Raw genomic sequence first — 24,637 nt, 5'->3', positions numbered from 1 at the left:
CACCTCGGCACGTGCGGCGCGGTCAGTCGCGGAGGCGCTGGGGAATGCACTCGGAGGCGGCCAGCCCGCTGTCCGTGCACCACTGCTGGACCTCGCCCTCCGAGCCGAAGCCCTGCGCGGCCACGGTGACCCACCAGGTGTCGGCGAGGTCGGCGGTGGTCAGGTCGTCGCCGCGGAGCAGGAGCACCGGGAAGAACGCCGTCCAGTCGCGATGGCGGGCGGAGAACCGGGTGGCCGCCTCGTCGTCGCCGATCTGCTCGGCCGCCACCTGCGGCACCCAGGAGCCGCCCAGGTCGTCGGCCTCCGCGACGTCCGCGGCCCGGATGCTCAGCAGCCCGGCGACGTTCTCCGGGGGGCCGGCCGGGCCGCTCCCCTCCTCCTGGAAGCGGGCGATGCCGGCGCCGCCGGCGAGCAGCAGCAGGGCCACGACGACGCCGGCGACGACGGCGCTCGCGGCGGCTCCGATCCCCGAGCTCTGACCGCCGTCCTCGGGCGCGCGCCAGTGGGCCAGGCCCGAGACCGCCAGCCCGAACGCGAGCAGGCAGATCAGGGCGACCGGCACCAGGTCCCACAGGCGCGCATTGACCACGGCCAGGGTCGACCACGCCGCGCGTGCGGTGGTCACCACCAGGACGACGGCGATCACGGCGACGACGGGATCGGGCAGCCGGACGCCGGCGACCGCGACGCCGATGAGCAGGACGGCGACGATCCCGGCGAGCACGGCCACCCAGTTCGGCCAGAACCAGGGCTCGCCGCCCCCGGGCCAGCGGGTGGCGGCGCTGCGGGCGGCGCGGGCCGCGCGCTCGAAGACGTCGAAGTCGAGCCTGCCGAGGAGCGCCGGGGCGAGGAAGAGACCCAGCAGCAGGCCGGCGCTCGGCAGCAGCGAGTTGCCGGCCGGGTGCCGGCCGATCGGCTGACCGTCCCCGAGCCGGAGCCGGCGGCGCTTCTCCGGCGCCGGCCGCTCCTCGGCGGCCTCCACCTCCTCCGGCTCGTCCGACCGGGCGTGCTTGCCGCGATTGTCCGTCGTGGGTGTCGGATCCGAGGTCGTCACGTGTCCGTCCTGAGGTCTCGGCTGTACGTGGTCAGACGGTCTCTGGCACCCGCAGATGGGCGAGGACGAGGTCGAACGGCGCGTCGTCGGTGACCTCGCTGCCGAGCTTCCGGGAGAACTCCTCCAGCAGCGGCGCGAGGTGCGTCGTCGCCCCGTCGAGGGTGGCGCCGTCCACGTAGGTGACGGCGGTCGCGCTGCGGCCCTGCTCGACGTCGGTCATCACGCTGACGCTGCAGAAGCCGGGCAGGTCGGCCAGCCGGGGGACGACGGTCTCGGCGTAGGCGTCGAGGGTCCGGTCGAGCCGGGCGGGGTCGGAGCGGGCCCAGGTCACCCGGGTGCGGGCACCGGGCGGGGATGCCTGCACCCGGTGCAGCAGGGCGATCCGCCACTCGTGCAGCTCCGGCGGGCTCTGCAGGATGTCGGCGGCCCGCGCACGCATGCCGCGCATCTCGGTGGCGCTGCGGTGCAGGGCCGCGACGTCGTCCCAGGAGCTGGTGATGATGCACCGGCCGGAGCCGCGGTCCGCGAGCATCGAGACTCCGACGTAGCCGTCCATGCCCATCAGGGCCGGCATTGCCTTGTCGCGGACGTAGTGGATCGCGTCGTCGATCCGGTGCGGATCACCGTGGAAGCTGGTCGAGCGTGCGTACATCCCGCATCCCCCCTCGGACACCGGCGGGAGCCCCGGAGGGCAACCGCTGCCGGGCACACTGTCCCGCAGCGAGGGCTTCCGGGAAAGCCGGGACCGGGGTCAGACGTTCCGGATGTTGGCGACGGCGGCGGCCATGCTGAAGCCGATCGGCCCCTGCTCGTCGTGCACCGTGGCGTGACCGACCGCGACGCCGTCCTCGCTGACGTGCCCGCCGGACTCCAGTCCGACGTGCTCGCCGACCGGGTCCCGGCTGAGGGTGAGCGTGTAGTCGGCGTTGATGAACTCCAGGTCGTCCTCGCCGCGGTGGGCCAGCGGGCTGGCCATGTCGGCGGCCAGCGCGGCCCGGACGAAGGGGGAGAGGGTCTCGCCGTCGACGAGCGGGCTCTTCTCCCGCACCCAGACGCGGCGGCGGGACGGATCGCCGTCGGCGTCGAACTCCGAGTAGGACCGGCGGAACGTCGACGGGTCCGGGGCGTCCCACGCCGGGGTGCGGGTCGGCACGGGGCCGGGCGGCTGGACGCCGCGGTGCAGCTGCACCGCGCTCGCCCGGGCGACCCCACCGACGCCCGCGGTGACCGTCGCCTCGGTGACCCGGATCCGGCGCCCCTCCCGGACGACGACGCTGCCGACCGACACCGGCTCGAACGGGGCGTTGCGGAACATGTCCACGGTGAGCCGGCTGAACTGGAACTCCGGTCCGCCGTAGGCGTTCTCCAGCTCGCGGGCGAGCAGGCCGGCCAGCAGCCGCCCGTGGATCATGCCCGGCACCCACCAGCTGCGGGCGCTCTCGCCGGGTACGAGCCCGTCGGCGGTCAGGGTGAAGTAGGCGGGACGCACCCCGGTCACACGGTCCGGACGTTGGCGACGGCGGTCGACATGCTGAAGCCGATCGGCCCCTTCTCGTCGTGCACCGTGGCGTGCCCGACCGCGATGCCGTCCTGGCTGACGTGGCCACCGGCGGACAGGCCGACGAACTCGCCGACCGGGTCGCGGCTCAGGGTGAGGGTGTAGTCGGCGTTGATGAACTCGAGCTCGGTCTCGCCGCGGTGGGCGACCGGGCTGCCCTCGTCGGCGGCCAGCGCCACCCGGACGAAGGGGGTGAGCTCCTCGCCGGCGACCAGCGGGCGGTCCGCGCGGATCCACATGCCGCGGCGGGAGTGGTCCCCGTCGGGGACGAACTCGTTGTAGGTCTCCGTGAGCCCTGCCGGGTCGGGGGCGTCCCAGGCCGGCGTGCGGGTGGGCACGGGGCCGGGCGGCTGCTCGCCGCGGCGCAGCTGCACGCCGCTGGCGCGGGCGACCACCCCGACGCTGGTGAGCACCTTCGCCTCGGTGACGCGGATGCGTCGGCCCTCGCGGATCACCTCGGTGGTGAGCTGCACCGGCTCGAACGGGCAGTTGCGGAAGAGGTCGACCGTCAGCCGGCTGAACTGGAACTCGGGAGCGCCGTGGGCGGTCTCCAGCGCGCGGGCGAGCAGGCCGCCGAGCAGGGGGCCGCTGAGCATGCCCGGGGTCCACCAGCTGCGGGCGTCCTCGTCCGGGGCGAAGCGCCCCTCGGACAGGGTGAAGAAGGCGGGCGGCACGAGGAGGCTCCTGGGAGTTCGAGGACCGGGCCGACACCCGAGGCGATCGGCCGGCTGCGTCGTCCCGACCATAACCTCGGCCGGGACCGCCCCACGACGTCGTGGTGACGTCCGCGCCCCCGCTGTGACGCGCATCGCACGGAGGCGGGGAGCGGTGCCCCTACCGTGGCCGCATGCGGAGCAGGCGGGGTCGGGTCGCGTCCGCCCTCGCGGCGGTGGTCCTGGCGACGGCGTGCTCCGCCGACGGCGCGTCGCGCGAGCGGTCCGCCGAACCGACCCCCACCGGTGCGGAGACCGACGGTGGCACCTACCTGGCGCTCGGCGACTCCGTCGCCTTCGGCTACCGGATCGACGCGGGGGACGAGTACGCCGACCCCGCGAACTTCGTCGGCTATCCCGAGCTGATCGGCGAGGAACTCGGCCTGGAGGTCGTCAACGCGTCCTGCCCCGGGGAGACGACGGAGAGCTTCCTCGACGCCGGCGGGCCGAGCTTCGGGTGCCAGGACGGGCCGGGCGGGCCGGGCTACCGGGCGGCGTACCCGCTGCACGCGCCCTACGAGTCCGACGAGCAGTCGCAGCTGGACGTCGCGGTGCGCACACTCCAGGAGGAGGACGTCGAACTGGTGACGCTGCAGATCGGCGCCAACGACGTCTTCCGCTGCCGGCAGACCCTGCCGAACGCGTGCTCCGACCCCGCCGACCGCGCTGCCCTGGCGCAGCGGGTGCGGGACGACGTCGCCACCATCCTCGAGACGTTGCGCGACGAGGGCGGCTACGACGGGCTGATCGTCGTCGTCACCTACTACGCGCTGGACTACCCCGACGGTGAACCGCTGGGCAGCGACCTCGCCGACGTCGCGGAGGAGCACGGGGCCGACGTCGCGGACGGCTTCGCGGCGTTCCGGAACCGGGCGCTGGCGGCCGGTGGGAGCGCCGCCGCAGCCGGTCTGGTGACGCCCGACGACGTCCACCCCACCGCGGAGGGGCAGCGGGTGCTCGCCGAGGCCGTGCTCGCCGTCGTCGACTGACCTCAGCGGTGCGGCACGCCCCCGGGGCCGTGCCCGTCCGGGACCCGCTCGCCCTCCGGCGGCGGGCCGGGCGGGGTGCCGTCGCCGAACGGTGAGCCGCCGAGCTCCTCGCGGCCGTGCGGGGTCAGCCAGTTCGCGGTGTCCGGGCCGGCCGGGATGATCTGCGTCGGGTTGATGTCGGCGTGGACGACGTAGTAGTGCTCCTTGATCTGCGGGAAGTCCGTCGTGTCGCCGAAGCCCGGGGTCTGGAACAGGTCGCGGGCGTAGCCCCACAGCGCGCGGAACTCGGTCAGCTTCTGCCGGTTGCACTTGAAGTGGCCGTGGTAGACGGGGTCGAAGCGGGCCAGCGTGGTGAACAGGCGGACGTCGGCCTCGGTGATCGTGTCGCCCATGAGGTAGCGCTGACCGGTCAGCCGCTCCTCGAGCCAGTCCAGGGCGGTGAACAGCCGCTCGTAGGCCTGGTCGTAGGCGCGCTGCGAGCCGGAGAACCCGCAGCGGTACACGCCGTTGTTGACCTCGGTGTAGATCCGCTGCATGACCTCGTCCATCTCGTCACGCAGCTTCTCGGGGTAGAGGTCGGGCGCCCCGTCGCGGTGGTACTGCGTCCACTCGCCGGAGAAGTCGAGGGTGATCTGCGGGAAGTCGTTGGTGACGACGGCCTTGGTGGGGACGTCGACGATCGCCGGGACCGTGATGCCCTTCGGGTACTCCGGGTCGCGGGCGAAGTAGGCCTCCTGCAGCCGCTCGTAGCCCAGCACCGGGTCGCGCCCGCCGGGGTCGAGGTCGAAGGTCCAGCTGCGCTTGTCGTGCGTCGGCCCGGTGAGCCCCATCGAGATCACCGGCTCGAGGCCGAGCAGGCGGCGCACGATGATCGCCCGGTTCGCCCAGGGGCACGCGCGTGCGGCGATCAGCCGGTAGCGGCCGGGCTCGACCGGCCAGCCGTCCCGGCCGTCGGCGGTGATCCGGTCGGAGATGTAGGTGGTGTCCCGCTTGAACTCCGGCTCGATGTACCCGGACCCGCTCTTGTTCGTGTCGCTCACGCACCCCACTGTCCCCGACCGGCGGTGCCGACGCAGGCCGGCGGGCCACCGGCCCGCCCTCGGAGCGCCTGCGCGGGTCGCCGGGGAGGACGCGGCGCAGAATGCGGGGGCGGGGCCGTCCGGCGCCGGGAGCGAGGGAACACGTGGTCGCGCAGAGTCCGTTCGACACCAGCGGCATCGAGGTGGGCGCCGACGGCGTCCGCCGCTACTCGGCCGTGTCCGGCACCGTCGTGGACATGCTGCGCGCCACGGTCGGGCGGCACCCGGGGCGGACGGCGGTCGTCGAGCTCGGCGGCGGGTCCATCACCTACGCCGAGCTGTGGGACCGCGCGTCGCGGGTCGCGGGCGGCCTGCGCGACGCCGGCGTCCGGCCCGGCGACCGCGTCGCGATCCGGCTGGGCAACGGCCTGGACTGGGTGCTCGCGTTCTGGGGCGGGCACCTGGCCGGCGCCGTCGTCCTGCCGATGAACACCCGGCTCACCGAGCCCGAGATCGACTACATCCTCGCCGACTCCGGCGCCGCGTACGTCGTCCTGCCGGACCGGCCGCTCCCGGACGGCGAGCCCGGCGAGGTGCCGCCGCGCGGACACCGCGACGTCGCCACGCTGTTCTACACATCCGGCACCACCGGCCGCCCCAAGGGCGCGATGCTCACCCACGAGAACTTCCTCTCGACGGTGGAGAGCGTCATCCGCTGCCGGAAGCTGGACCGCGGGCCGGAGCACGTCGGGCTGATCTCGGTGCCGCTGTTCCACGTCACCGGCTGCTGCTCGCAGTTCATGACGCAGATGTCGCTGGGTGGGCTGTCGGTGGTCATGCCCCAGTTCCAGCCCGCCGCGTTCCTGGCCGCCATCGAGGAGTACCGGGTCACGCTGGTGACCGCGGTGCCGACCATCTACGAGCTGACGCTGCGGCACCCGGACTTCGCCACCACCGACGTCTCCTCGATCCGCACGGCGAGCTACGGCGGTGCGCCGATCGCTCCCGAGCTGGTGCACCGGCTGCTGGACGCGTTCCCGTCCGCGCGGCTCGGCAACGGGTTCGGGCTGTCGGAGACGTCGGCGATCGCCACGTTCCTGCCGCACGAGTACACCCTCGAGCACGCCGACTCCGTGGGCTTCCCCACCCCGGTGAACGACCTGCGGCTGGACCACCCCGACCCGGAGACCGGCGTCGGCGAGCTGCTCGTCCGCGGCCCGAACGTCGTCGCCGGCTACTGGGGCGACCCGGCGCGGACGGCGGAGACCTTCGTCGACGGCTGGCTGCACACCGGCGACCTCGCCACGATCACCGACGGCATGGTGCGGATCGTCGACCGCGCCAAGGACATGATCAACCGCGGCGGCGAGAACGTGTACTCCGTCGAGGTGGAGTACGCGCTCGCCGAGCACCCGGACGTTCTCGAGGTGGCGGTCGTGGGCGTGGCCGACCCGGTGATGGGGGAGAAGGTGGGAGCCGTCGTGCTGCCCCGGCCCGGCGTGGGCGAGGACCTGGTGCCCTCGCTGATCGCCTTCGCCCGGGAGCGGCTGGCCGACTTCAAGGTGCCGCAGTTCGTGCGGGTGCTGGACCAGCCGCTGCCGCGCAACGCCGGCGGCAAGGTGCTGAAGACGACGTTGCGCGGCACGGACGGCTGGACCGAGGTCCCGCGCCGCTAGTCAGGCGTAGAACGGCGGCATCCGTCTCGGCGTGCGGAGCTCGACCGCGCCCAGCGGCTTCCCCTCAGCGTCCCGGGCGGTGATCTCGGGCGTCCGCCCCGTCCAGACGACGACCGCGTAGCCGTGTGCCGCGAACGGCAGCCGGCGGTTCCCGACCTGCAGGACGGCGACCTCCCGGGCCAGCCACAGCTCCGCGTAGGAGATCCAGCCGCTCCGGAGCCCGAGCAGGCCGCTGCGCGAGCGCGCGGTGCCCCCGCTGCCGGGGCTGACCGCGGGCGCACCCAGCTCGGCGAGCGACTGCCGCGGCGCGACCGCCACGTCGGAGGCGCCACCGCCACCGCCGAGCACCCGCCAGCCGCCGCGGGCCAGCTCCAGGGTGTGCGACTCGACCAGCGGCAGGCCGCTGACGCCCCGGCGCAGGAACACGGTGACGGCGACGTCGCCGTCCCGGTCGACGGCGAGCGGCACGTGCCGGACGCGGCGGCTCAGCCGGACGACGGCGGGGAGCTCGGCGCCCTCGAGCAGCCGCACGCTCTCGGCCAGGGCGTCGTAGCTCACGCCCCGGACGTTAGAGGCGGGCGAGGGTGGCGTCGTCCTCGTTCCCGGCGAAGTACCGGTCGAGCACCTCGCGGAACACCGGCTGGTCGGGGTCGGCGTGCGCGAACAGGGTCATGGACGAGCGCAGCTTCTGCGCGTCGACCGACCCGAGGACGGCGACCGGGTCGGTGGTCCCCAGGTCGAGCAGTGCCCGTGCGCACTCGGTCAGGCGGGGGCCGAGCACCGGGTGGGCCAGGTAGGCGCGCGCCTCGTCGAGCCCGGAGATCGCGAAGTGCTGGGCGGTGGCGCTGCGGCCGAGCCCGGCGACCTGGGGGAGGACGAACCACATCCAGTGGCTGCGCTTGGCGCCGGCCCGCAGCTCGGCCAGTGCCCGGTCGTAGGTGTCGCGCTGCGCGTCGACGAACCGCTGCAGGCCGAAGGGGTCGCTCACGTCCCCGCACGCTGCCCGGCGCCCCCGGGTCCGGCAACCGCTCACGGGCGTCTCCTTCTGCCAGCATGCCCGGATGGCACCTGGTGGTGGCCTCCCCGAGGGGGATCCCGAGCGCGTGGACGTCGCGCTGGTCGTCGTCCACGGCATCGGGGAGCAGCTGCGCGGGGCCACTCTCACGACCTGGGCCGAGCCCGTCCTTGCCCGGCTGGACCGGCTGAGCCGCTCCCGCGGGGGGACGGGCGCCGTCGTCCTCCGGTCCGACCTCACCGAGGAGAAGCCGGCCGAGGTCCGGATCCGGGTGAGCGCCGGGGCGGCGGGCTTCCGCACCGTGTCGATCAGCGAGGCCCGGTGGGCGCGGTCGTTCCTGTCGCCGCCGGCCGCCGAGGTGCTGCCCTGGGTGCGCCGCTTCGCGTGGACGGCGCTGGGGCGCGCGGGCCGGCACCTCCTCCGGGTGGGGAGCGCAGCGATCGAGGCCACGCGGTCGGTCACGGACGCGGGGGTGGGGATGGCCAGGGCGGAGCTCTCCGCCGCCTCCCCGCGCCGCGGCGTGGGCCTCGTCCCGGCCCTGGTCCTGGTGCTCACCGCACTCGCCGCCGCGGCGATGCTCGCGCTCGTCGTCGCCGCCGGCGTCGTCCTCCTGCCGGTGGCCCTCGCGGTCGGGCTCCTCGCGCTGACGGGCGTCGCCGTGGCGGCCCGCCTGCCCGTGCTCGGACCGAGGGTGCGCCCGCTCATGGTGGCCATGACCTCGGTCATCGGTGACGCCAACGTCTGGACGACCCGGCCGGTCAGCGCGGCGGCCATGCGCGACGTCGTCCGGGACGAGATCGCGCGGGTCGAGCCGTCCGCCGCGTCGGTCGTCGTCATGGGACACAGCCAGGGCGCCGCCGTCGCCTACAGCGCGGTCCTCGAGGACGGCGGGCGGCCGGTCGACTGCCTGGTCACCGTGGGTGGCGCCGTGTCGCTGCTGGGCCGGCCGAGCGCCGGGCGGGGAGGCGACCGCTTCGCGCCGGTCGCCCGCTGGGCTCCCGAGCTGGGCCTGCGCTGGGTCGACGTGTGGGCGCTGTGGGATCCGGTGCCCTCCGGTCCCGTGGCGGACGATCCGCGTGCGGCGCGGTCACGGTGGCACGAGTGCCTCGCCCGGGGGCGGTATCGCGACGTGCTCCTGGAGTCCGCGGCCGACGCTCCGGGCGACGACGACGACCGGCCGCTTCCCTGGTGGCTCGGGTGGCTGGTCCCGATGGCCGCCCCCGCGGACCACCCCTCGCCGGTCGGGCGGGCGCTGGAGCCGGAACAGCCGCAGCCCGACGACGAAGACGACGAAGACGACGAGGACGACGTGGTCGGCGAGGGCGCGATCGGCCCGGAGGAGCTGCCGGTGCACAACCGGTCGTCCCTCATCGGCGACCACACGACCTACGCCGGCAACCTCGTCCAGGTCGTGGACCCGCTCTGCCGGCTGCTGCTCGACCCCGGTGTCGCGTTCGCCGACTCCCGCGCCACCGCCGAGGACCCGGAGGCGGTGGCGCGGCTCCGACTGGAGAAGAGGGCGGCGACCGCCGTGCGGGAGCTCGGCTGGATGCGCGTCCTGGCGGCACTGCTGGCGGTGTCGTCCGCTCCCGTGCTCTTCCGGCAGATCGAGGCATGGGGCTGGGTCGACCGGCTGTCGGGCGGGCTGAACGCCGCGGACGGCGGCTGGCGGGACGTCGTCGCCGGCGTCCTGGACGGGGAGTGGCGCGTCGCCCTCGGCACGGCGGTCACGGCGACCCTCGCCTTCGTCGTCCTGATCTCCCTCGCGGGTGCGGTGTGGAGGCCGTACTACGCGGAGCTGGCGTGGTCCACGACCAGCGTGCGCTTCCGGACCTGGCAGCTCGCGACCCGGCTGACCGGCCTGGCCGTGGCCGCGGCGTTCGTCTGGCGAGGGGCGGTGATGCTGGGCGTCGACCCGTTCTCCCTCGGGTGGGTGGTCGCGGTCGTGGCGCTCTGCGCGCCGCCTTACCTGGGTGCGCTCCCCGCGCCGGCACCCGCGCGGCGCGCGACCGGCCCGGCGCCCGATGAGTCCGGGGCGGTCGCGCCGTCCTAGGGGGCATGGAGACGACGACGATCGACCTCGCCCCCGCGGCCGCGGAGCTGGAGCGGATCGCGGCCGGGGTGCGCGACGCGCAGCTGTGCGACCCGACACCGTGCGACACCGTCTCGGTCGCGGGCCTGCTCGACCACCTCGTGGGGCTGACGCTGGCCTTCCGGATGGCGGCGGAGAAGACGGTGCCCGAGGGCGGGCCGGACGCGGACGCGGCGCACCTGGCGCCCGACTGGCGGACCCGGCTGCCGGCTCAGCTGGCCGAACTGGTGGCGGCGTGGCGGTCGCCGTCGGCGTGGGAGGGCACGGCCGAGGCCGGGGGAGTGGAGCTGCCGGCCCCGGACATGGGAATGGTCGCGCTGAACGAGCTGGTGGTGCACGGGTGGGACCTCGCCGTCGCCACCGGGCAGGAGTACCGGCCGGACGAGGAGTCGGTGCGGCGCTGCCTGCAGTTCGCCGTGTCGGTGCCGGACGACCCGGAGGCGCGGGCGGGGCTGTTCGGTCCCGCCGTGCCGGTGCCGGACGACGCCCCGCTGCTCGACCGCCTGATCGGCCGGACCGGACGCGATCCGGCCTGGCGGGCGTAGTCAGGCCTCCTGGCGACGCACCATCTCGGTGATCCAGATCGGGGCGTAGGGGGAAGTGCAGCCCGGGGAGGTCGGATAGTCCTCGAGCACCCGCAGCCGCTCGCCGATGGCCAGCGCCCGGGCCCGGTGCTCGGGGTGGTGGATGCCGATCTGGGCCAGGCACTCGTTCATCGCCCACTGCAGGCGCTCGGGAGCGTCCCTCATCTCCGCCTCGACGATGTCGAGCAGCCCGGCCAGGTCGAGCCCCTCGGGCTTCTTGAGCACCCGTTCGGTGGTGAGCGCCCAGCCGGCGCTCGCGACCACCGGGTCGGCGTCGGCGAACCAGGCCTGGCGCAGGTCCTCGGCGTGCGGGCTCTTCTTCACGACGTAGCCGACCAGCCAGCCGTGCACCTTGGGGGCGTGCGCCTCGCGGAGCATGGCGTCCAGCTCGTCGCGGCCGAACGCCTTCGGCTCGCAGATCAGGACGGCCAGCAGCCGCGCGGCGGTGTCGCCGGTCGCCCACAGCCCCTTCGCCAGGTCGTGCTGGGCCTTCAGCCGCTTCGCGACCGCCCGCAGCTGCGTGAGGTTCACCCCGTGGTCGTCGCCGTGCCGCTCGTTCACCGCGCGCATCCTCGGGTCCTCGAGCGCGGCCAGCTCGGCCATCACCTCGGTCACCGTCGTCCCCGTCAGCGTCGTCCCGCTCGGTGTCGGCATCGTCGTCCCCTCTCCGATGGGGTCAGCCAACCAGGCCGGTGCGACGGTCTGCCAGCATTAGCGGCGGGCGGGTTCGCCGACCCGGCCGAGCTCCGCCGCATGGGCCAGCCGCAGGGTGCCGCTGAGCCACAGCAGGACGTCGTGCAGCCGGAGGCGCATCAGCTGGACGCCCTCGGCCCGGACGGCGTCCTCGAGCCGGGCGAAGGCGTCCGCGCCGGACAGCAGCTCGCGGTGGATCACCGCCTCCACGCCGCTGTCGCCCTCGCGGACGTGGGGGAGCAGCGCCCAGCGGGTGGTCCGGTTGAGCACGGGGAAGAGCTCGGGCCGGCGGTGGTGGAGCGCGGCGGCGACGTGCAGGGAGCTGGCACCCCGGGCGTCGCACAGGTCGCCGACCTGCCGGAGCAGCGCGCCGACCGTGCCGGGCTCGGCGAGCACGGAGAACTCGTCCTCGGGCAGCTCCCAGAACGGGCGGCCGGCGGCCCGGGCGACGGCGGCGTCGGCCGGCTCCTGCACCTCGGGCAGCACCGCCGCCATCGCCGACCACGCGCCCGGGTCGAGCCGGCCGTGCAGGCCCTCGGCGGTGAGGATGTCGTCCTGCCCGAGCGGGCCCTCGGCGCGCGGACGGAGGTCGAAGCGCTCGAAGCCGAACGCCGGCACCTCGACCCACCGGCCGGTGCGGGCGTTCGGCGCGCGGTAGAGCAGCGGCCGGCGTCCCCGGGCGTAGCCGAGGACGGCGGCCAGCGCGACGTCCCCGGGGATCGGGTCCGGTCCGGCGCTGGGCAGGTGCAGCGGTGCGGTCACGGCGCTCCTCCCGGTCCACCCCAGCATCCCCCTCGCGGGCGGCGTGGGGGCGGCTCCTGTCGACATGCCGACCCCGGAGCAGCGGGACAGGGCGATGAGCAACTAGACAGGGCACATGACTGAGGTGACGAACTCCGACGCAGGCTGGCTGTCCCGCGAGGACATGGACGCCGCCCGCGATCGGCTGCCCATCCTCTACATCGACGCCGTCCCGGTGCGGGTGGACGACCACGGCACGGTCACCGCCATCGGGCTGCTGCTGCGGCTGGGCGAGGACGGGCAGGTCAAGCGGGCACTGGTGTCGGGCCGGGTGCTGTACCACGAGCGGGTCCGCTCGGCGCTGCTCCGCCACCTGGAGAAGGACCTCGGTCCGCTGGCGCTGCCGCGGGTGCCGCCGGCGCCGCAGCCGTTCACGATCGCCGAGTACTTCCCGACGCCGGGGGTGACGCCGTTCCACGACCCGCGGCAGCACGCGGTGTCGCTGGCCTACGTCGTGCCGGTGGAGGGCGACTGCGCCCCGCAGCAGGACGCCCTGGAGCTCACCTGGTTCAGCCCGGAGGAGGTCCGGGAGCCCTCGGTGCTCGCCGAGCTGGCCAACGGGCAGAGCCGCCTGGTGCTCCAGGCGCTCGCGCACCTGGGCGTCTGACCTCCCGTTCTGCGAGAACCCTCACGTCCCACCGGCCCCTCGACGGTCCGCTCGGCGGTCGAGACCGCCGATAGCGGACAGAAGGTGGCGGAGCTCCTCGATCCCGCCGTCCGAGGGGGATGGGCTGGATGGCACGACGCAGACGGATGGGGAACGGGCTGGCAGTGCTGGCCGGTGCCCGGCCGGACGTGCTGGAGGTGGCGCCGGGCGCCCGCGCGAAGTTCGTCGCGCTGGGCGGTGTGCTGCTCTCCACCGGCGGTCTGGCGGTCCTGTCCGCGGCGTTCGCCGTCCACATGGCGCTGGGCGTGTGGTGGCCGCTGGCCGTGCTGATCGGCCTCGGCTGGGGCGTGGTCATCGTCAACCTGGACCGGATGCTGCTGGTCGGGATGGCGCACGACGGCTCGGTCAAGCGGAACCTGCTCATGGCCGTGCCCCGCGTCGGGCTGGCGCTGGTGCTCGGGATCGTCATCTCGACGCCGCTGACGCTGCAGATCTTCCACAAGGAGATCGACACCGAGATCGTGGCGCTGCAGGCCGAGGCCTCGGACGCCTACAAGAAGTCGCTGGACGCCGACGCGCGCTTCGCCGGGCTGCCCGAGCTGCGCGAGAAGGTCGCCGAGGGGCAGGCCGTCGTCGCCAGTGGCGGCATCTCGGCCGCCGAGCTGACGCCGCTGCAGCTGCAGGTGACCGTCGCGCAGGTTGCGTACGACGCGGCGCTGACCACGCAGCGGGAGCTGTCGGCCAAGGCGCAGTGCGAGCTGGACGGCACCTGTGGCACCGGGGACGCGGGTACCGGCGAGGCGTATGCGCAGGCGCGCCGCGCGGCCGACGCGCAGGTCGACGTCGTCGCCTCGATGAAGGCGGACCTGGACGCCGCCGTCGCCGCCGTCGCGACCGGGGCATCGCGCAGCGTGCAGCAGGCGAGCGCCGACCTGGAGACCGACCGGGCGGAGCTGACGCGGCTGACCGAGCAGCAGACGACGCTGCAGGCGGCCTTCGACGCGACCAACTCCGACAACACCGGCATCCTCATCCGGCTCAAGGCTCTGTCGGCGCTCAGCCACGGCGACGCCACGATGGCCGCGGCGCACTACCTGCTGGCGCTGCTGTTCATCAGCATCGAGCTGCTGCCGGTGCTGATGAAGATGCTGCTGAACTTCGGTCCGCGCAGCACCTACGACCGGCTCACCGACCTGCGCGACGACGGCGACCTCGAGATCGAGCAGCTGCAGCAGTCGGCGCGGGTGGAGGTGGAGCAGGCGCAGCAGGAGCTGCTGGTCATGGCCGAGAAGGAGCGCGTCGATCGGCAGAAGGAGCAGGTGCTGGCGCGCCGCCGGGCACGGCTGGCCGCCGCGGTGGCGCAGCGGGCGGAGGCCTCCCTGCCGGCCGAGCCGGCCGACGCGGCCGAGGGCCCGGGGCGCAAGCCGTGGGACACCGGCCCGATCTTCGACCTCGCGCGCAACGCGGCCTCGCGGACGGTGCGGACCATCCGCCGGCGGCCCGATGAGCGGGTGGCCGAACGCGTCTGATCTTGTCGCGTAGCGGCGACTGTCACGCACGGGAGTGAATCGGTCACGGTTGTCACTCCTGACCTGACGTTTGCTGATATCAGGTTTAGCGACCTGGCGGGGAGCTCTCGCTGCAGTGGGCCGGAAGAGGGCAGACGCGAGTGAACATCTGGGTATGGCTGGTCCTCGCCATTAGTGGCGGAATTAACTACGTTGCGTTTATTGAGGGTTGGGAGCCGAGGAGTGAGTTCGGTCAGTTCCTGTGGGCAGGCGTCGCTCTCTCGGCGCTGGGCATTCTTGGGCTCATCGCTCTGCTCCTTCTGTTCAGTGGGAACTTTTTTGACGGTTCCACAGGTGGGAACGAGTACGGATGCGTGAACGCGCGGTACTGCTGAACCAGCGAACGTGCCCGCCGGTATGCACCGCGGCGTCAGGCTGACGCCAAATCGCGGGATCGCGCCCGAAGGTCTACCGGCGCAGGCCGCTGACCTCTAGGTTCCGCGATCATGGAGGTCGAGCCGGTCGCGCACAGGTCCCCGTCCATCCCTCGTCAGACCACCGGCATCACCGCCGAACTGGCCGAGCAGCGGGCCCGGCTGCGGGCGGCTGCTCCGGACGACCGGTGGGACGACGTGCTCAGCGAGGTGCGCCGGCTGCAGGCCACCCAGGGTCTGTCGCCGCTCGATGCGCTGAAGGCGGTACACGCGAAGCTCGCGTCGGGCTGGGTGCCGCCGGCGCACTGAGCCGCTGTGCGTCTGCTGTGAGCCCGGTGGGGGAGCGGCGACGGTGCGGCGTCGCGTGGCAGGGTTGCGCGTTCAGCACCCACGACGTGAGGCACCCCCGAAGATGAGCACCGAGGACAACCAGCCGGCCGGCACCGCCCCGAGCGCTCCGGGCACCCCGAGCACCCCGAGCACTCCGACGGCGGCGCAGCCGACGCCGGCCGCCCCGCAGGCGGCCTGGCCCGAGGTCGCGGGCGAGCCCCAGGAGCGCGAGCCCGGCTGGTTCGACCGCAACTCCGCAGCGGTCATTGCCGTCTCGGTGGCCGTGATCGCCGTCGTCGCGGCGCTGGTCGCGGTGTTCTTCTGGCGGGAGTCGGTGGACGAGCAGAACCGCGACACCGAGGCCGCGGTCGTGGACTTCGTCGAGGAGCAGGGCGGCGAGGTGGAGGTCGTCGAGTGCGACGGCGACACGTGCAGCGCCGTCGTCAGCGGTCAGGCGCTGACCGTCCTGGTCCTGGAGGACGAGGACGGCGACCAGCACTTCGGCATCACGTCCTACGTCGGCGACTGAGCCCGTTTCTTCCACAGCGTTGAACCCGGACGGCCCGTCCCAGCGATAGGAATGGGTCGTCCGGGTTCAACGCTCTGCCCGCCCGGTCAGGCGCGCAGCGCGGGGGCGGGGGCCGGCCGGTCCAGCAGTTCGACGACGTCCGGCAGCGGTGCGGGCCGGCCGAAGAGCCAGCCCTGTCCGAAGCTGCAGCCGACTCCGCGGAGCTGGGCGTCCTGCTCGGCCGTCTCGACCCCCTCGGCGACGACGTCCAGGCCGAGCACCCGGGCCATCCCGACGATGCTGCGGAGCACCGTGGCCCGGCGGGGGGAGCTGGTGATGGTGGCGACGAAGGACGAGTCGAGCTTCAGGATGTCGACCGGCAGGGTGTCCAGCCGGCTCAGCGACGAGTAGCCGGTGCCGAAGTCGTCGATGGCGACCACGAAGCCCAGGTCGCGCAGCTCGTGCAGCGCCGCGACCGCGGCCGAGGATTCGGCCTCCACGACGCTCTCGGTCACCTCGAGCACGGTCTCGGTGGCCGGCCACCCGGTCTCGGCGAGCACCGCGCGGACCCGCTCGGAGTAGGTGGGGTCGCACAGCTCGCGGCCGGAGACGTTGACGCCCAGCCGCAGCCGCCGTCCCGTGGTGGCGTAGAGCTCGGCCAGCTGGGTGCAGGCGGTCCGGAACACGTGCTCGCCGAGGCGGATCATCAGGTCGTGCTGCTCGGCCACGGCGACGAACTCCGCCGGTGACACCGGGCCCCGCTCGGGATGGGTCCAGCGGGCCAGCGCCTCGACGCCGGTCGCCTCGCCGGTGCGCAGATCGATGATCGACTGGACGTGCACCGCCACCGCTCCGGTGTCCAGCGCCACGGCGAGGTCGGCGGCGAGGCCCGCGGCCGAGCCGCCGTCGAGCTCGCAGCGTCCCCGGCCGCCGGCCTTGGCGGTGTAGAGCGCCAGGTCGGCGCGGCGCATGAGCTGCGCGGCGCTCTCGCCGCCCTGGTGCTCGGCCACCCCGCCGGAGACCCCCACCCCGGGCAGCAGGGCGCAGAGACCGAGGACGACGTCGAGCGCGGCCGGCCCGGAGTGCCCGGGGAGCAGCAGGGCGAACTCGTCCCCGCCGTGCCGGGCCAGCACCGTCGACGGTGGCAACGCGTCCCGCCACGTGTCGGCGACCTGCCGCAGCAGCCGGTCCCCGGCGTCGTGCCCCTGGGAGTCGTTGACGGACTTGAAGTGGTCGAGGTCGAGCAGAGCGGTCGAGACAGGTGCGTCCGCGCGTCCGCCCGCCCGCATCGCTGCCTGCACCGCCTGGTCGAAACCGCGCCGGTTGGCGAGTTCGGTGAGCGGGTCGCGGTTGGCGTCGGAGGCCCGCATCACCAGGCTGCGGGTCACCACGGCCAGCCCGACGAGCGAGGCCGCGAGGGCCAGGGCCGTGAGCATGGCGACGTCGCCGCGCGCCATCAGGCCGGCCGTCACCGCCGTCAGCGCCATGGCGATGTGCGCGACGACGCCCGGGAGGGCGAAGAAGTAGCAGGAGTGGATCAGGACCGAGCTGATCAGGGTGCCGACCACCACGGCCGTCGTGGGATCGGGGCTCACCAGCACAGCGGTGACGGCGACCGCCGTGGCGGCGACCACCGAGGCGTGGAGGGCGGGACGGGGGAAGCTGGTTCCCCAGCGGAGCGACGCGAGGCCGGCGGCGAGCGCGCACAGGGAGAGCGCGACCATGGCCAGCCGGGTCGAGCCCTGCGCGCCGGAGCCGAGCATCGCCAGCAGACCGGTGGTGCAGGCGAGGGAGTACAGGACCATCGAGGTCTGCGTCATCGCGCGCGGCGACGCGACCTCCGGCACCCCCGTCCACCTCATGGGACTGTCATCGACCGGATCGGGGGTCGGCTGGAGTCGCGTTCCCCCTTGCGGGGGAACGCGACCCGGTGGGACGACGCTGCCGTCAGACCAGTTCGGGGACCCGCAGGTGGTGGAGGACGACGTCGTACTCGGCCATGTCGACCAGCTCCATGCCCATCTGGGTGATGAAGTCCTCGCGCATCCTGCGGACCAGCTCGCTGGAGCCGTTCATCGCGGCGCGGTCGGTGTAGACCGACGTCAGCGAGGACATGCCGGTCTGCCGGTCGACCATCAGGCTGAGGCTGCAGAACCCGGGGACGTCGTCCATCCGCGGCACCATCGCCGTGCGGAAGGCGTCGAGCACGTCCGCCACCCGCCCGGGCTCGCAGCGGGACCACGTGACGCGGGCGCAGGCGTCGTCGCCAGCCGGGTGCAGGCGGTGCATCGCGGCGATCTCCCACTCCTGCACCTGGGGAGCGGTGGCGCCGAAGCGTTCCGCCGCGCGGTCGCGCAGGTGACCGACCCTGTCGCGGGTCGCGGCCATCGCCTCCTCGGAGTCCCAGGCGGTCGTGACGATGCACCGGCCCGACGGCGGGTCGCAGAGCATCGACAGGCCCGTGCAGCCCTCCATGTCGAGGACGGCGGGCATGACGTTGTCGCGGACGTCGGCGATGCCGTCGTCCATGCGGGTCGGGTCGGCGGTGAGCGTGGTGGAACGGGCGTACATGACGCCCCCCTTCCGGGACAGGCGCGGCGCCCCTGCGGCGTCGCCGCACCGGCCATGCTGCTCCGCTCCCGCGAGGTGTCAACGGGCTCCGGCGCGGGACGTCAGCTGTGCAGCGCCGGGGTGCGCCGGGCGTCCCAGCGCTCCACCAGCTCGACGACGTCGGCGAGCGGGGCCGGGCGGCCGTAGAGCCAGCCCTGACCGAAGCTGCAGCCGAGCTCGCGGAGGCGGGCGTCCTGCGCTTGCGTCTCGACGCCCTCGGCGACGACGTCGAGGCCGAGGACGTGCGCCATCCCGATGATGCTGCGCAGCATCGTGGCGCGGCGGGGCGAGGTCGTGATCGTGGCGATGAACGACGAGTCGAGCTTGAGGATGTCGACGGGCAGGGTGTCCAGGCGGCTCAGCGACGAGTAGCCGGTGCCGAAGTCGTCGATGGCGATCTTGAACCCCATCGCCTGCAGCTCGTGCAGGGCGTCGACCGCGGCCGAGGACTCCGCGTCGACCAGGCTCTCGGTCACCTCGAGCACGGTCTCGGACGCGAGCCACCCGGTCTCGGCGAGGACCGCCCGGATCCGGCGGGGGTAGGTGGGGTCGCGAAGTTCGCGGCCGGAGACGTTGACGCCGAGCCGCAGCCGCCGTCCCGTGGTGGCGTAGAGCTCGGCCAGCTGGGTGCAGGCGGACCGGAAGACGTGCTCGCCGAGGCGGGGCATCAGGTCGTGCTGCTCGGCGACGGCGATGAACTCGACCGGCGAGACCGGACCGCGGGCCGGGTGGGTCCAGCGGGCCAGGACCTCGACGCCGAGCATCTCGTCCTCGTGCATGCCGAGGATCGGCTGGAAGTGCACCGTCACCTCGCCGGCGTCGAGGGCGAGCGCGAGGTCGGCGGCCAGGTCGGAGGTGGGTCCGCCGTCGAGCTCGGAGCGGCCCCGGCCGGTGGCCTTGGCGGTGTAGAGGGCCAGGTCCGCGCGGCGCATGAGCTGCGCGGCGCTGTCACCGGACCGGTGCTCGGCGACGCCGCAGGACATGCGGATCTCCGGGTGCAGCTGGGAGATCCGGGACACGAGCTGGAGACCCTCCGCGCCGGTCACGCCGGGCAGCAGCACCGCGAACTCGTCGCCGCCGTGCCGCGAGAGGATCGCCGGCGACGGCAGCATCCTGCCCCAGACCTTCGCGACCTGGCGCAGCACGCGGTCGCCGGCCTCGTGCCCCTGCGAGTCGTTGATCGCCTTGAAGTGGTCGAGGTCGAGCAGCGCGGCCGAGAGCGGCTCCCCGGTGCGAGAGGCCAGGTGCAACTGCTCGTGGAGTGCCTGGTCGAACCCGCGCCGGTTGGCCAGCCCGGTGAGCGGGTCGCGGTGGGCGCTGGAGGCGCGCAGCACGAGCCCGCGGGTGACCAGGCTCAGCGCGATGATCATCGTGTCGAGCGAGAGCGCCGTCGTCAGGGCGACGTCGCCCTGCGCGACCGACCCGAGGGTGAGGGCGGTCAGGGCCACGGCGATGTGGAGCAGCGCGAGCGGCAGGCTGAAGAAGAAGCAGGCGGTGATCGCGATGAAGCTGGTCAGCGCGCCGACGGCCACCGCCGTTGCGGCGTCCGGGCTGGACACGACGCCGGCGACGACGACGCACGTCCCGTGCAGGACCGCCAGGTGGAAGGCGGCCCGCGGCCAGCCCGGTCCCCACAGGTAGGCGACCCCCGCCCCGAGCAGCGCGGACGTCGCCAGGCCGAGCAGCGGCAGCCGCTCGGACCAGGACGCGTCGGCGCCGACGACGGCGAGGATGCTGGCCGTGCCGCCGAAGGCGTAGAGGGTCGCCAGGGCGCGCGACATCAGACGAGGTGTCGCCACCTCGGGCACGCCCGACCATCGCATGGGAACTGCATCGTCCGTTTGCCGCGTCCCGTTGATCCCGGCCTCCCCCTTCCGGGGGAGGGACCTCGGGACCGTCAGGTCCGGGCGCGCCCGCGGCCGGCCATCCGAGGCACCAGTTCGGCGCCTGCGGCGCCGACGGCGGCCGAGCCCAGCACCACCGACCACGACACCGGGTCCAGCGGTGTGCAGCCGAAGAACCGGCTCACCCCGGGGGTCTGCACGATCGCGACGAGGAAGACCAGCGAGCCGGCCACGGTGCCCAGCACCAGCGGGCTGCGCCGGCCCATCCACGCCGTCTGCGCGAGCTGGGTGGCGATCAGCGCGGCCAGGCCCATCGTGCTGGCCCGGCCGGGGTAGATCGGGGTCAGCTTGCCGACCGCCCACGCCCCCGTGGCACCGGCCGTCGTCGCCGCTCCCCGGACCAGCACCATGCGGCGCACGGCGTCGGTGAAGCCGCGGTGCGGGCCGGCGAGCAGCACGGGTGCGAGCGGGTGGCCGGCCAGCGGACCGTCGTCGTGACCGTTGCCGTTGGTGGACCGCGGGGCGGCCACCGCCACGGCCAGCGCCGGGAACATGTCGGTGAGCAGGTTGACCAGCAGGAGCTGGCGGGTGCCCAGCGGCGCCCGCCCGCCGACGGCGGTGCCGAGGACGGTGAACGCGACCTCCCCGGCGTTGCCGCCGACGAGGATGGAGACCGCGTCGCGGACGCGGGACCACATGGCCCGGCCCTCGGCGATCGCGTCGACCAGCCGGGTGAGGTCGAGGTCGGTGAGCACCAGGTCGGCGGCGGTGCGGGCGGCCGGCGACTCGGCGCCCTCGACGCCGACGCCGACGTCGGCCAGCCGGATCGCCGCCGCGTCGTTCACGCCGTCGCCGGTCATCGCCAGGGTGGCGCCGGCCTTGCGGAGTGCGGCCACCAGGGTGACCTTCTGCTCGGGGGAGAGGCGGGCGAACACGGCGGTCTCGGCGACCATCCGGGCCCGCTCGGAGTCGGAGGCGCGGGCCAGCTGCGCGCCGGTGACCACCCGGTCGGCGTCGGGAACGCCGGCCTCGGCGGCGATCGCGGCGGCGGTCTCGGGGTGGTCGCCGGTGGCGACGACGACGCGGACGCCGGCTGCGCGCAGCTGCTCGACGGCGCGGACCGAGGACTCCCGCAGGGTGTCGGCCAGCCCGACGAGCCCGCGCAGGGTGAGGTCCCGGGCGGCCTCGTCGAGGTCGTCCGGTGTTCCGTCGACCGCGCGGTCGGCGACGGCGAGCACCCGCAGCCCGTCCTTCGCCAGCTCCTGCACCCGGCCGCGGACGTCGGGGGCGTCGGTGCACCGCTTGAGTACCGTCTCGGGCGCGCCCTTGACCAGCAGCCGGCCGTCGCGGACCGCGGCGGAGAAGCCGCGGCTGGCGGCGAACGGCAGGGCGGCGTCGGGGTCGGCGTCGGGCTGCACGTCCTTCTCGGTGGCGGCCTCGAGGACGGCGCGGTCGGTCTCGTGCGAGCGGTCGTCGCCGTTCCGGAGCCCGGCGGCGGCGAGTGCGAGCAGTTCGTCGTCGTCCAGGTCGTCGGTCAGCGGGACCAGGCGGACGACGCGCAGCCGGTTCTCCGTCAGGGTGCCGGTCTTGTCGAAGCAGACGGTGTCGACCCGGCCCAGCGCCTCCAGCACCCGGGCGCTGCGCACCACCGCGCCGCGCCGGGAGAGCCGCCGGGCGGCGGCCTGCTGGGCGACCGTCGCGACCAGCGGCAGCCCCTCGGGGACGGCGGCGACGGCGATCGCCAGCCCCGCGGACACCGACTCCCGCAGCGGGCGGCCCCACAGCACGCTCAGCGCGGTGACGGCGGCGCCGCCGGCGAGGGTGAGCGGCAGGACCGAGCGGGTGAGCTCGCTGAGCCGGGCCTGGACGCCGGCGGGAGGTGCGGCGCGTCCGGCGGCTCGGCCGGCCCGTCCTGCCTGGGTGGCGTGCCCGACGGCGACGACGACGGCGCGGCCGCGGCCGGCCACGACCGTGGTGCCCTCGAAGAGCATGCAGGTGCGGTCGGCGACGTCGGCGCCGGGAGTCGCGGCCACCGACTTGGCGACCGACAGGGACTCGCCGGTGAGGCCGGACTCGTCGACCTCCAGGTCCTCCGCGTCGAGCAGGCGGGCGTCGGCGGTCAGGATGTCGCCGGAGTCGACCAGCAGCACGTCGCCGAGGCGCAGGGCGCCGGCCGGGACCTCCTCGGTGCCGCGGTCGGTCTCCCGGCGGGCGCAGTGGTCCTGCTCGATGAGGAGCTGCTCGAGGACGGTCTCGGCGCGCAGCCGCTGCAGCCCGCTGACGACGGCGTTGATGGCGGTGACGCTGCCGACCAGGATCGCGTCGGTGACGTCGCCGAGCACCGCGGTGGCGGCCGCTCCGGTGACCAGGATCGGCGTGAGCGGATCGGAGAGCTCGGCGGCGACGGTGCGGGCGAAGCGGGCCGGGGTTCGGACGGCCGGCGTCGCGGTGACCGTGCGGGCCACGGCGGGGATGCGGCCAGGCCGGTGCTCGGGCTCGACGGGGACGTCGGCCAGCCGGCGCACGACCTCGTCGGGTTCGAGCGCGTGCCAGGGCGTGTGCACGGTCGGGGCGGGCACGGGACGGCCGGCGGCGCGGACGGCGGCCCAGGTGCCGGCGGCCATCGTCGTCCAGGTCGCGCCCTTGCCCGGCGTCGTCGCGCGGCGCTGGCCGTAGCGGGCGCTGCCGACCGAGGCGAGCAGCCCGCCGAGGACGTTGCCGGTGATCGCGGTGCCGGTGACCCGCCGGCTGACCGCCTTCGCGACCGGGACGGTGGCGAGGATCCGGCAGGCGTCGGCCAGGCCGGGGAGGGTGATGAGGTCGGCGCCCCAGGCGGGTGCGCGGCCGTCGAGGACGGGGGCGACGGCGACGTCGGAGGCGCTGAGAGCCGGCCCGTCGGTGGCCGAGACGAGCAGGACGCCGCGCCCGTCTGCCTGGAGCTGCCGGACGGTGTCGAGCAGGAGCTCGCCGGCGGGCGGGGCGTCGTCGGCGAGGCCGGCGATCTCGCGGGCGCCGACGTGCCGGGTGAGGACGAGGTGCAGGCCGGCGTCGATGGCCGTGCTGAGGAGCGCCTCGGCGTGCGGGTCGAGCTCGGGGGCGACGGTGACGGTGCCGACCCGTCGTCGTCCCTCGAGCAGGGAGCGGACCTCGCCGCCGGGGACGTCGGTCGTGCGCGGTGGCCCGAGCCGGAGGTTGCTCGTCGTCTGTTTCTCGGTGAGCAGCCGGCTGCCGGCGGACCAGACGGCGGCGTCGTCCCAGCCGTCGGCCTCGGCGGTGCCCTCGACGACCACCGGCGGGCCGGTGCAGAGCGCGGCCCCGTCGACGACGACGGTGTCGACGCGGTCGAGCCGGCGGTAGGCGGAGCCGTCGAGCGGGAGGACGCCGCGGCGGGAGAGCAGCAGGTCGAGGGTGGCGGCGAAGGACTCCCGGCCGAGGACGGCGGCCTTGGGGGTGAGCGCCTTGAGCAGGTCGGCGGAGCGGCCCGGCCGTCGGGTGAGGGCGAGGATGCCGAGGGCGCCGGCGAGCTCGGTGGGGGCGAGGCGGTCGCGGTAGGTCTCGACGGGGCCCTTCGGCAGTTCGCCGGGGCGTGGGCCGGGCGGCTGCTCGGGTTCTCTGTCGTCGTCGGGCTCGGGGCGGCAGAGCTCGCGCTCGCGGCGGCGCCAGACCTGGCGGCGGGCGCGCATCTCCAGGGCCCGCTGGACGGCGGCGGTCGCGTTGATCGCCGGGATGGTGGGGCTCTGGGTGAGGGAGTGCAGCAGCGCGCCGGCGCCCTCGAAGACGAGGTCGGTGCCGACGGGGCCGACGCGGTCGGAAAGCGCCTTCTTCAGCCACTGCTGGGTGTCCAGCACCGCCATGACGAGGGTGGCGTGCCGGTGGACGGCGGGGATCGGCAGGTACTTGGCGGCGGTGGCGACGCCGACAGCCGCGGTGTCGATGGCGGCGGAGAGAACGGCGGCCAGGAGCGGTTCGAGGTCGGCCGGGTGGTCGGGGCGCTGCGGGAAGACGCCGGTGCCGCCGCGGGCCTGCTCGACCTCGGTGACCACGCCGACGACGTCCTCGACGGTGACCCGGCGGGCGTCGACGGCGACCAGGACCCGGCCGAGGACGTCGTTGACGGTGGCCCACTCGACGCCCTCGAGGCGTTCGAGGTGTCGGCGCAGCGCTGCGCGGGACTCGGGGGTGTCGTCGGCGGCGGGGGCTTCGAGCTCGACCTGCAGGCGGTCGCGGTCGCCCCAGACGCGGCGGGTGTGGCGGGCCGGCGGGGGTTCGAGCATGCCGCGGACGGAGTCGACCAGCTCGTGCAGGTGGCCACCGGGGAGCGGGTCGGAGCCGGTGACGAGAGTGCCGACCGCGCGAGTGGTGCGGACCGTGGCCTTCTTGGCGACGGTGACCGAGCCGCGTGCCAATGTCTTGGTGACGTCTTTGGTGAGCCCGGCCGTCTCGCCCAGCAGACCGGCGCCGACCACGACCGGGACGGCGGTCAGCACGGCCGCGCCGGCGGCGAGGTGCGTGGCCTCGCGGGCGGCGGCCTGCGCAGCAGTGCCGGCCTGAGCGATCAGGCGGAGCAAGGCCATGGCGCCCCCAGGTGACGGCCGTTCTGCC

The 24,637-nt window shown here is 74.6% G+C and carries 21 protein-coding genes; 8 read left to right on the top strand and 13 right to left on the bottom strand.

Annotated elements, in window-relative coordinates; translation table 11 throughout:
• Nucleotides 1-22: 22 nt before the first annotated feature.
• The 4 genes from BN344_RS18120 to BN344_RS18105 all read right to left on the bottom strand — a co-directional run bounded on the left by BN344_RS18120 (nucleotide 23) and on the right by BN344_RS18105 (nucleotide 3,286).
• Nucleotides 23-1,054 (bottom strand): hypothetical protein, encoded by a 1,032-nt coding sequence (locus tag BN344_RS18120; RefSeq protein WP_040339827.1) that lies wholly within the window; start codon nucleotides 1,052-1,054, stop codon nucleotides 23-25.
• A gap of 31 nt (nucleotides 1,055-1,085) precedes the next feature.
• Complete coding sequence (locus BN344_RS18115; protein WP_040339826.1) at nucleotides 1,086-1,706, bottom strand: hypothetical protein; 621 nt, start codon at nucleotides 1,704-1,706, stop codon at nucleotides 1,086-1,088.
• 99 nt (nucleotides 1,707-1,805) lie between these two features.
• Entirely contained in the window at nucleotides 1,806-2,552 is a 747-nt protein-coding gene (locus BN344_RS18110) for an acyl-CoA thioesterase domain-containing protein (protein ID WP_040339825.1), read from the bottom strand.
• On the bottom strand, nucleotides 2,549-3,286 hold the full coding sequence (locus BN344_RS18105; protein ID WP_051516095.1) for an acyl-CoA thioesterase domain-containing protein: 738 nt from the start codon (nucleotides 3,284-3,286) through the stop codon (nucleotides 2,549-2,551). The genes BN344_RS18110 and BN344_RS18105 overlap by 4 nt, the downstream gene beginning before the upstream one ends.
• Before the next feature lie 173 nt (nucleotides 3,287-3,459).
• Between BN344_RS18105 and BN344_RS18100 the strand changes: the two genes are divergently transcribed.
• On the top strand, nucleotides 3,460-4,314 hold the full coding sequence (locus tag BN344_RS18100) for an SGNH/GDSL hydrolase family protein (protein ID WP_081788756.1): 855 nt from the start codon (nucleotides 3,460-3,462) through the stop codon (nucleotides 4,312-4,314).
• 2 nt (nucleotides 4,315-4,316) lie between these two features.
• Here the strand turns inward: BN344_RS18100 and BN344_RS18095 are convergent, their stop codons facing one another.
• A complete protein-coding gene (locus BN344_RS18095; RefSeq protein ID WP_081788755.1) occupies nucleotides 4,317-5,354 on the bottom strand; it encodes a glutathione S-transferase family protein in 1,038 nt (345 codons plus the stop codon).
• 143 nt (nucleotides 5,355-5,497) lie between these two features.
• Between BN344_RS18095 and BN344_RS18090 the strand changes: the two genes are divergently transcribed.
• Nucleotides 5,498-7,009 (top strand): class I adenylate-forming enzyme family protein, encoded by a 1,512-nt coding sequence (locus tag BN344_RS18090; RefSeq protein WP_231487011.1) that lies wholly within the window; start codon nucleotides 5,498-5,500, stop codon nucleotides 7,007-7,009.
• Here BN344_RS18090 and BN344_RS19280 read toward each other — a convergent pair whose 3' ends face one another.
• Together BN344_RS19280 and BN344_RS18080 are read right to left on the bottom strand one after the other, a co-directional pair.
• Nucleotides 7,010-7,567 (bottom strand): hypothetical protein, encoded by a 558-nt coding sequence (locus BN344_RS19280; protein ID WP_051516092.1) that lies wholly within the window; start codon nucleotides 7,565-7,567, stop codon nucleotides 7,010-7,012. It abuts the gene before it with no gap.
• A 10-nt stretch (nucleotides 7,568-7,577) separates the two neighbouring features.
• Complete coding sequence (locus tag BN344_RS18080; RefSeq protein ID WP_040339824.1) at nucleotides 7,578-7,997, bottom strand: DUF1810 domain-containing protein; 420 nt, start codon at nucleotides 7,995-7,997, stop codon at nucleotides 7,578-7,580.
• Nucleotides 7,998-8,070: 73 nt separating this feature from the next.
• On the opposite strand from BN344_RS18080, the gene BN344_RS18075 reads away from it, so the two are divergent.
• Together BN344_RS18075 and BN344_RS18070 are read left to right on the top strand one after the other, a co-directional pair.
• Complete coding sequence (locus tag BN344_RS18075) at nucleotides 8,071-10,077, top strand: hypothetical protein (RefSeq protein WP_155858945.1); 2,007 nt, start codon at nucleotides 8,071-8,073, stop codon at nucleotides 10,075-10,077.
• Between the two features lie 5 nt (nucleotides 10,078-10,082).
• Nucleotides 10,083-10,661 (top strand): TIGR03086 family metal-binding protein, encoded by a 579-nt coding sequence (locus tag BN344_RS18070; RefSeq protein WP_040339822.1) that lies wholly within the window; start codon nucleotides 10,083-10,085, stop codon nucleotides 10,659-10,661.
• On the opposite strand, the gene BN344_RS18065 is transcribed toward BN344_RS18070, so the two are convergent.
• Nucleotides 10,662-11,354, bottom strand: coding sequence for a DNA alkylation repair protein (locus BN344_RS18065; protein WP_040339821.1), 693 nt, complete (start codon nucleotides 11,352-11,354; stop codon nucleotides 10,662-10,664). It lies immediately after the preceding gene.
• 57 nt (nucleotides 11,355-11,411) lie between these two features.
• Nucleotides 11,412-12,155, bottom strand: coding sequence for a hypothetical protein (locus BN344_RS18060; protein WP_040339820.1), 744 nt, complete (start codon nucleotides 12,153-12,155; stop codon nucleotides 11,412-11,414).
• A gap of 115 nt (nucleotides 12,156-12,270) precedes the next feature.
• Between BN344_RS18060 and BN344_RS18055 the strand changes: the two genes are divergently transcribed.
• The 4 genes from BN344_RS18055 to BN344_RS18040 all read left to right on the top strand — a co-directional run bounded on the left by BN344_RS18055 (nucleotide 12,271) and on the right by BN344_RS18040 (nucleotide 15,602).
• Entirely contained in the window at nucleotides 12,271-12,801 is a 531-nt protein-coding gene (locus BN344_RS18055; protein WP_040339819.1) for an NUDIX hydrolase family protein, read from the top strand.
• A 128-nt stretch (nucleotides 12,802-12,929) separates the two neighbouring features.
• Nucleotides 12,930-14,330 (top strand): DUF4407 domain-containing protein, encoded by a 1,401-nt coding sequence (locus BN344_RS18050; RefSeq protein WP_040340154.1) that lies wholly within the window; start codon nucleotides 12,930-12,932, stop codon nucleotides 14,328-14,330.
• A gap of 485 nt (nucleotides 14,331-14,815) precedes the next feature.
• Nucleotides 14,816-15,052: a hypothetical protein gene (locus BN344_RS18045; RefSeq protein ID WP_040339818.1), complete on the top strand. Its 237-nt coding sequence runs from the start codon at nucleotides 14,816-14,818 to the stop codon at nucleotides 15,050-15,052.
• A 103-nt stretch (nucleotides 15,053-15,155) separates the two neighbouring features.
• Nucleotides 15,156-15,602 carry a hypothetical protein gene (locus tag BN344_RS18040; protein ID WP_040339817.1) on the top strand — a complete coding sequence of 149 codons (447 nt, stop codon included), beginning with the start codon at nucleotides 15,156-15,158 and terminating at the stop codon, nucleotides 15,600-15,602.
• An 86-nt stretch (nucleotides 15,603-15,688) separates the two neighbouring features.
• Here the strand turns inward: BN344_RS18040 and BN344_RS18035 are convergent, their stop codons facing one another.
• The 4 genes from BN344_RS18035 to BN344_RS18020 all read right to left on the bottom strand — a co-directional run bounded on the left by BN344_RS18035 (nucleotide 15,689) and on the right by BN344_RS18020 (nucleotide 24,609).
• Nucleotides 15,689-17,428, bottom strand: coding sequence for a putative bifunctional diguanylate cyclase/phosphodiesterase (locus BN344_RS18035; RefSeq protein ID WP_051516090.1), 1,740 nt, complete (start codon nucleotides 17,426-17,428; stop codon nucleotides 15,689-15,691).
• A gap of 100 nt (nucleotides 17,429-17,528) precedes the next feature.
• Nucleotides 17,529-18,152, bottom strand: a complete 624-nt coding sequence (locus BN344_RS18030; protein ID WP_040339816.1) for an antibiotic biosynthesis monooxygenase — start codon at nucleotides 18,150-18,152, stop codon at nucleotides 17,529-17,531.
• Between the two features lie 101 nt (nucleotides 18,153-18,253).
• Nucleotides 18,254-19,972, bottom strand: a complete 1,719-nt coding sequence (locus tag BN344_RS18025; RefSeq protein WP_051516089.1) for a putative bifunctional diguanylate cyclase/phosphodiesterase — start codon at nucleotides 19,970-19,972, stop codon at nucleotides 18,254-18,256.
• 116 nt (nucleotides 19,973-20,088) lie between these two features.
• On the bottom strand, nucleotides 20,089-24,609 hold the full coding sequence (locus BN344_RS18020) for a cation-translocating P-type ATPase (protein WP_040339815.1): 4,521 nt from the start codon (nucleotides 24,607-24,609) through the stop codon (nucleotides 20,089-20,091).
• Nucleotides 24,610-24,637 lie beyond the last annotated feature (28 nt).

The organism is Candidatus Blastococcus massiliensis AP3, from assembly GCF_000582785.1.
Lineage (GTDB): Bacteria > Actinomycetota > Actinomycetes > Mycobacteriales > Geodermatophilaceae > Blastococcus > Blastococcus massiliensis.
The sequence above is the reverse complement of the archived record's forward strand: the minus strand, read 5'-3'. Positions and strand labels throughout refer to the sequence as shown.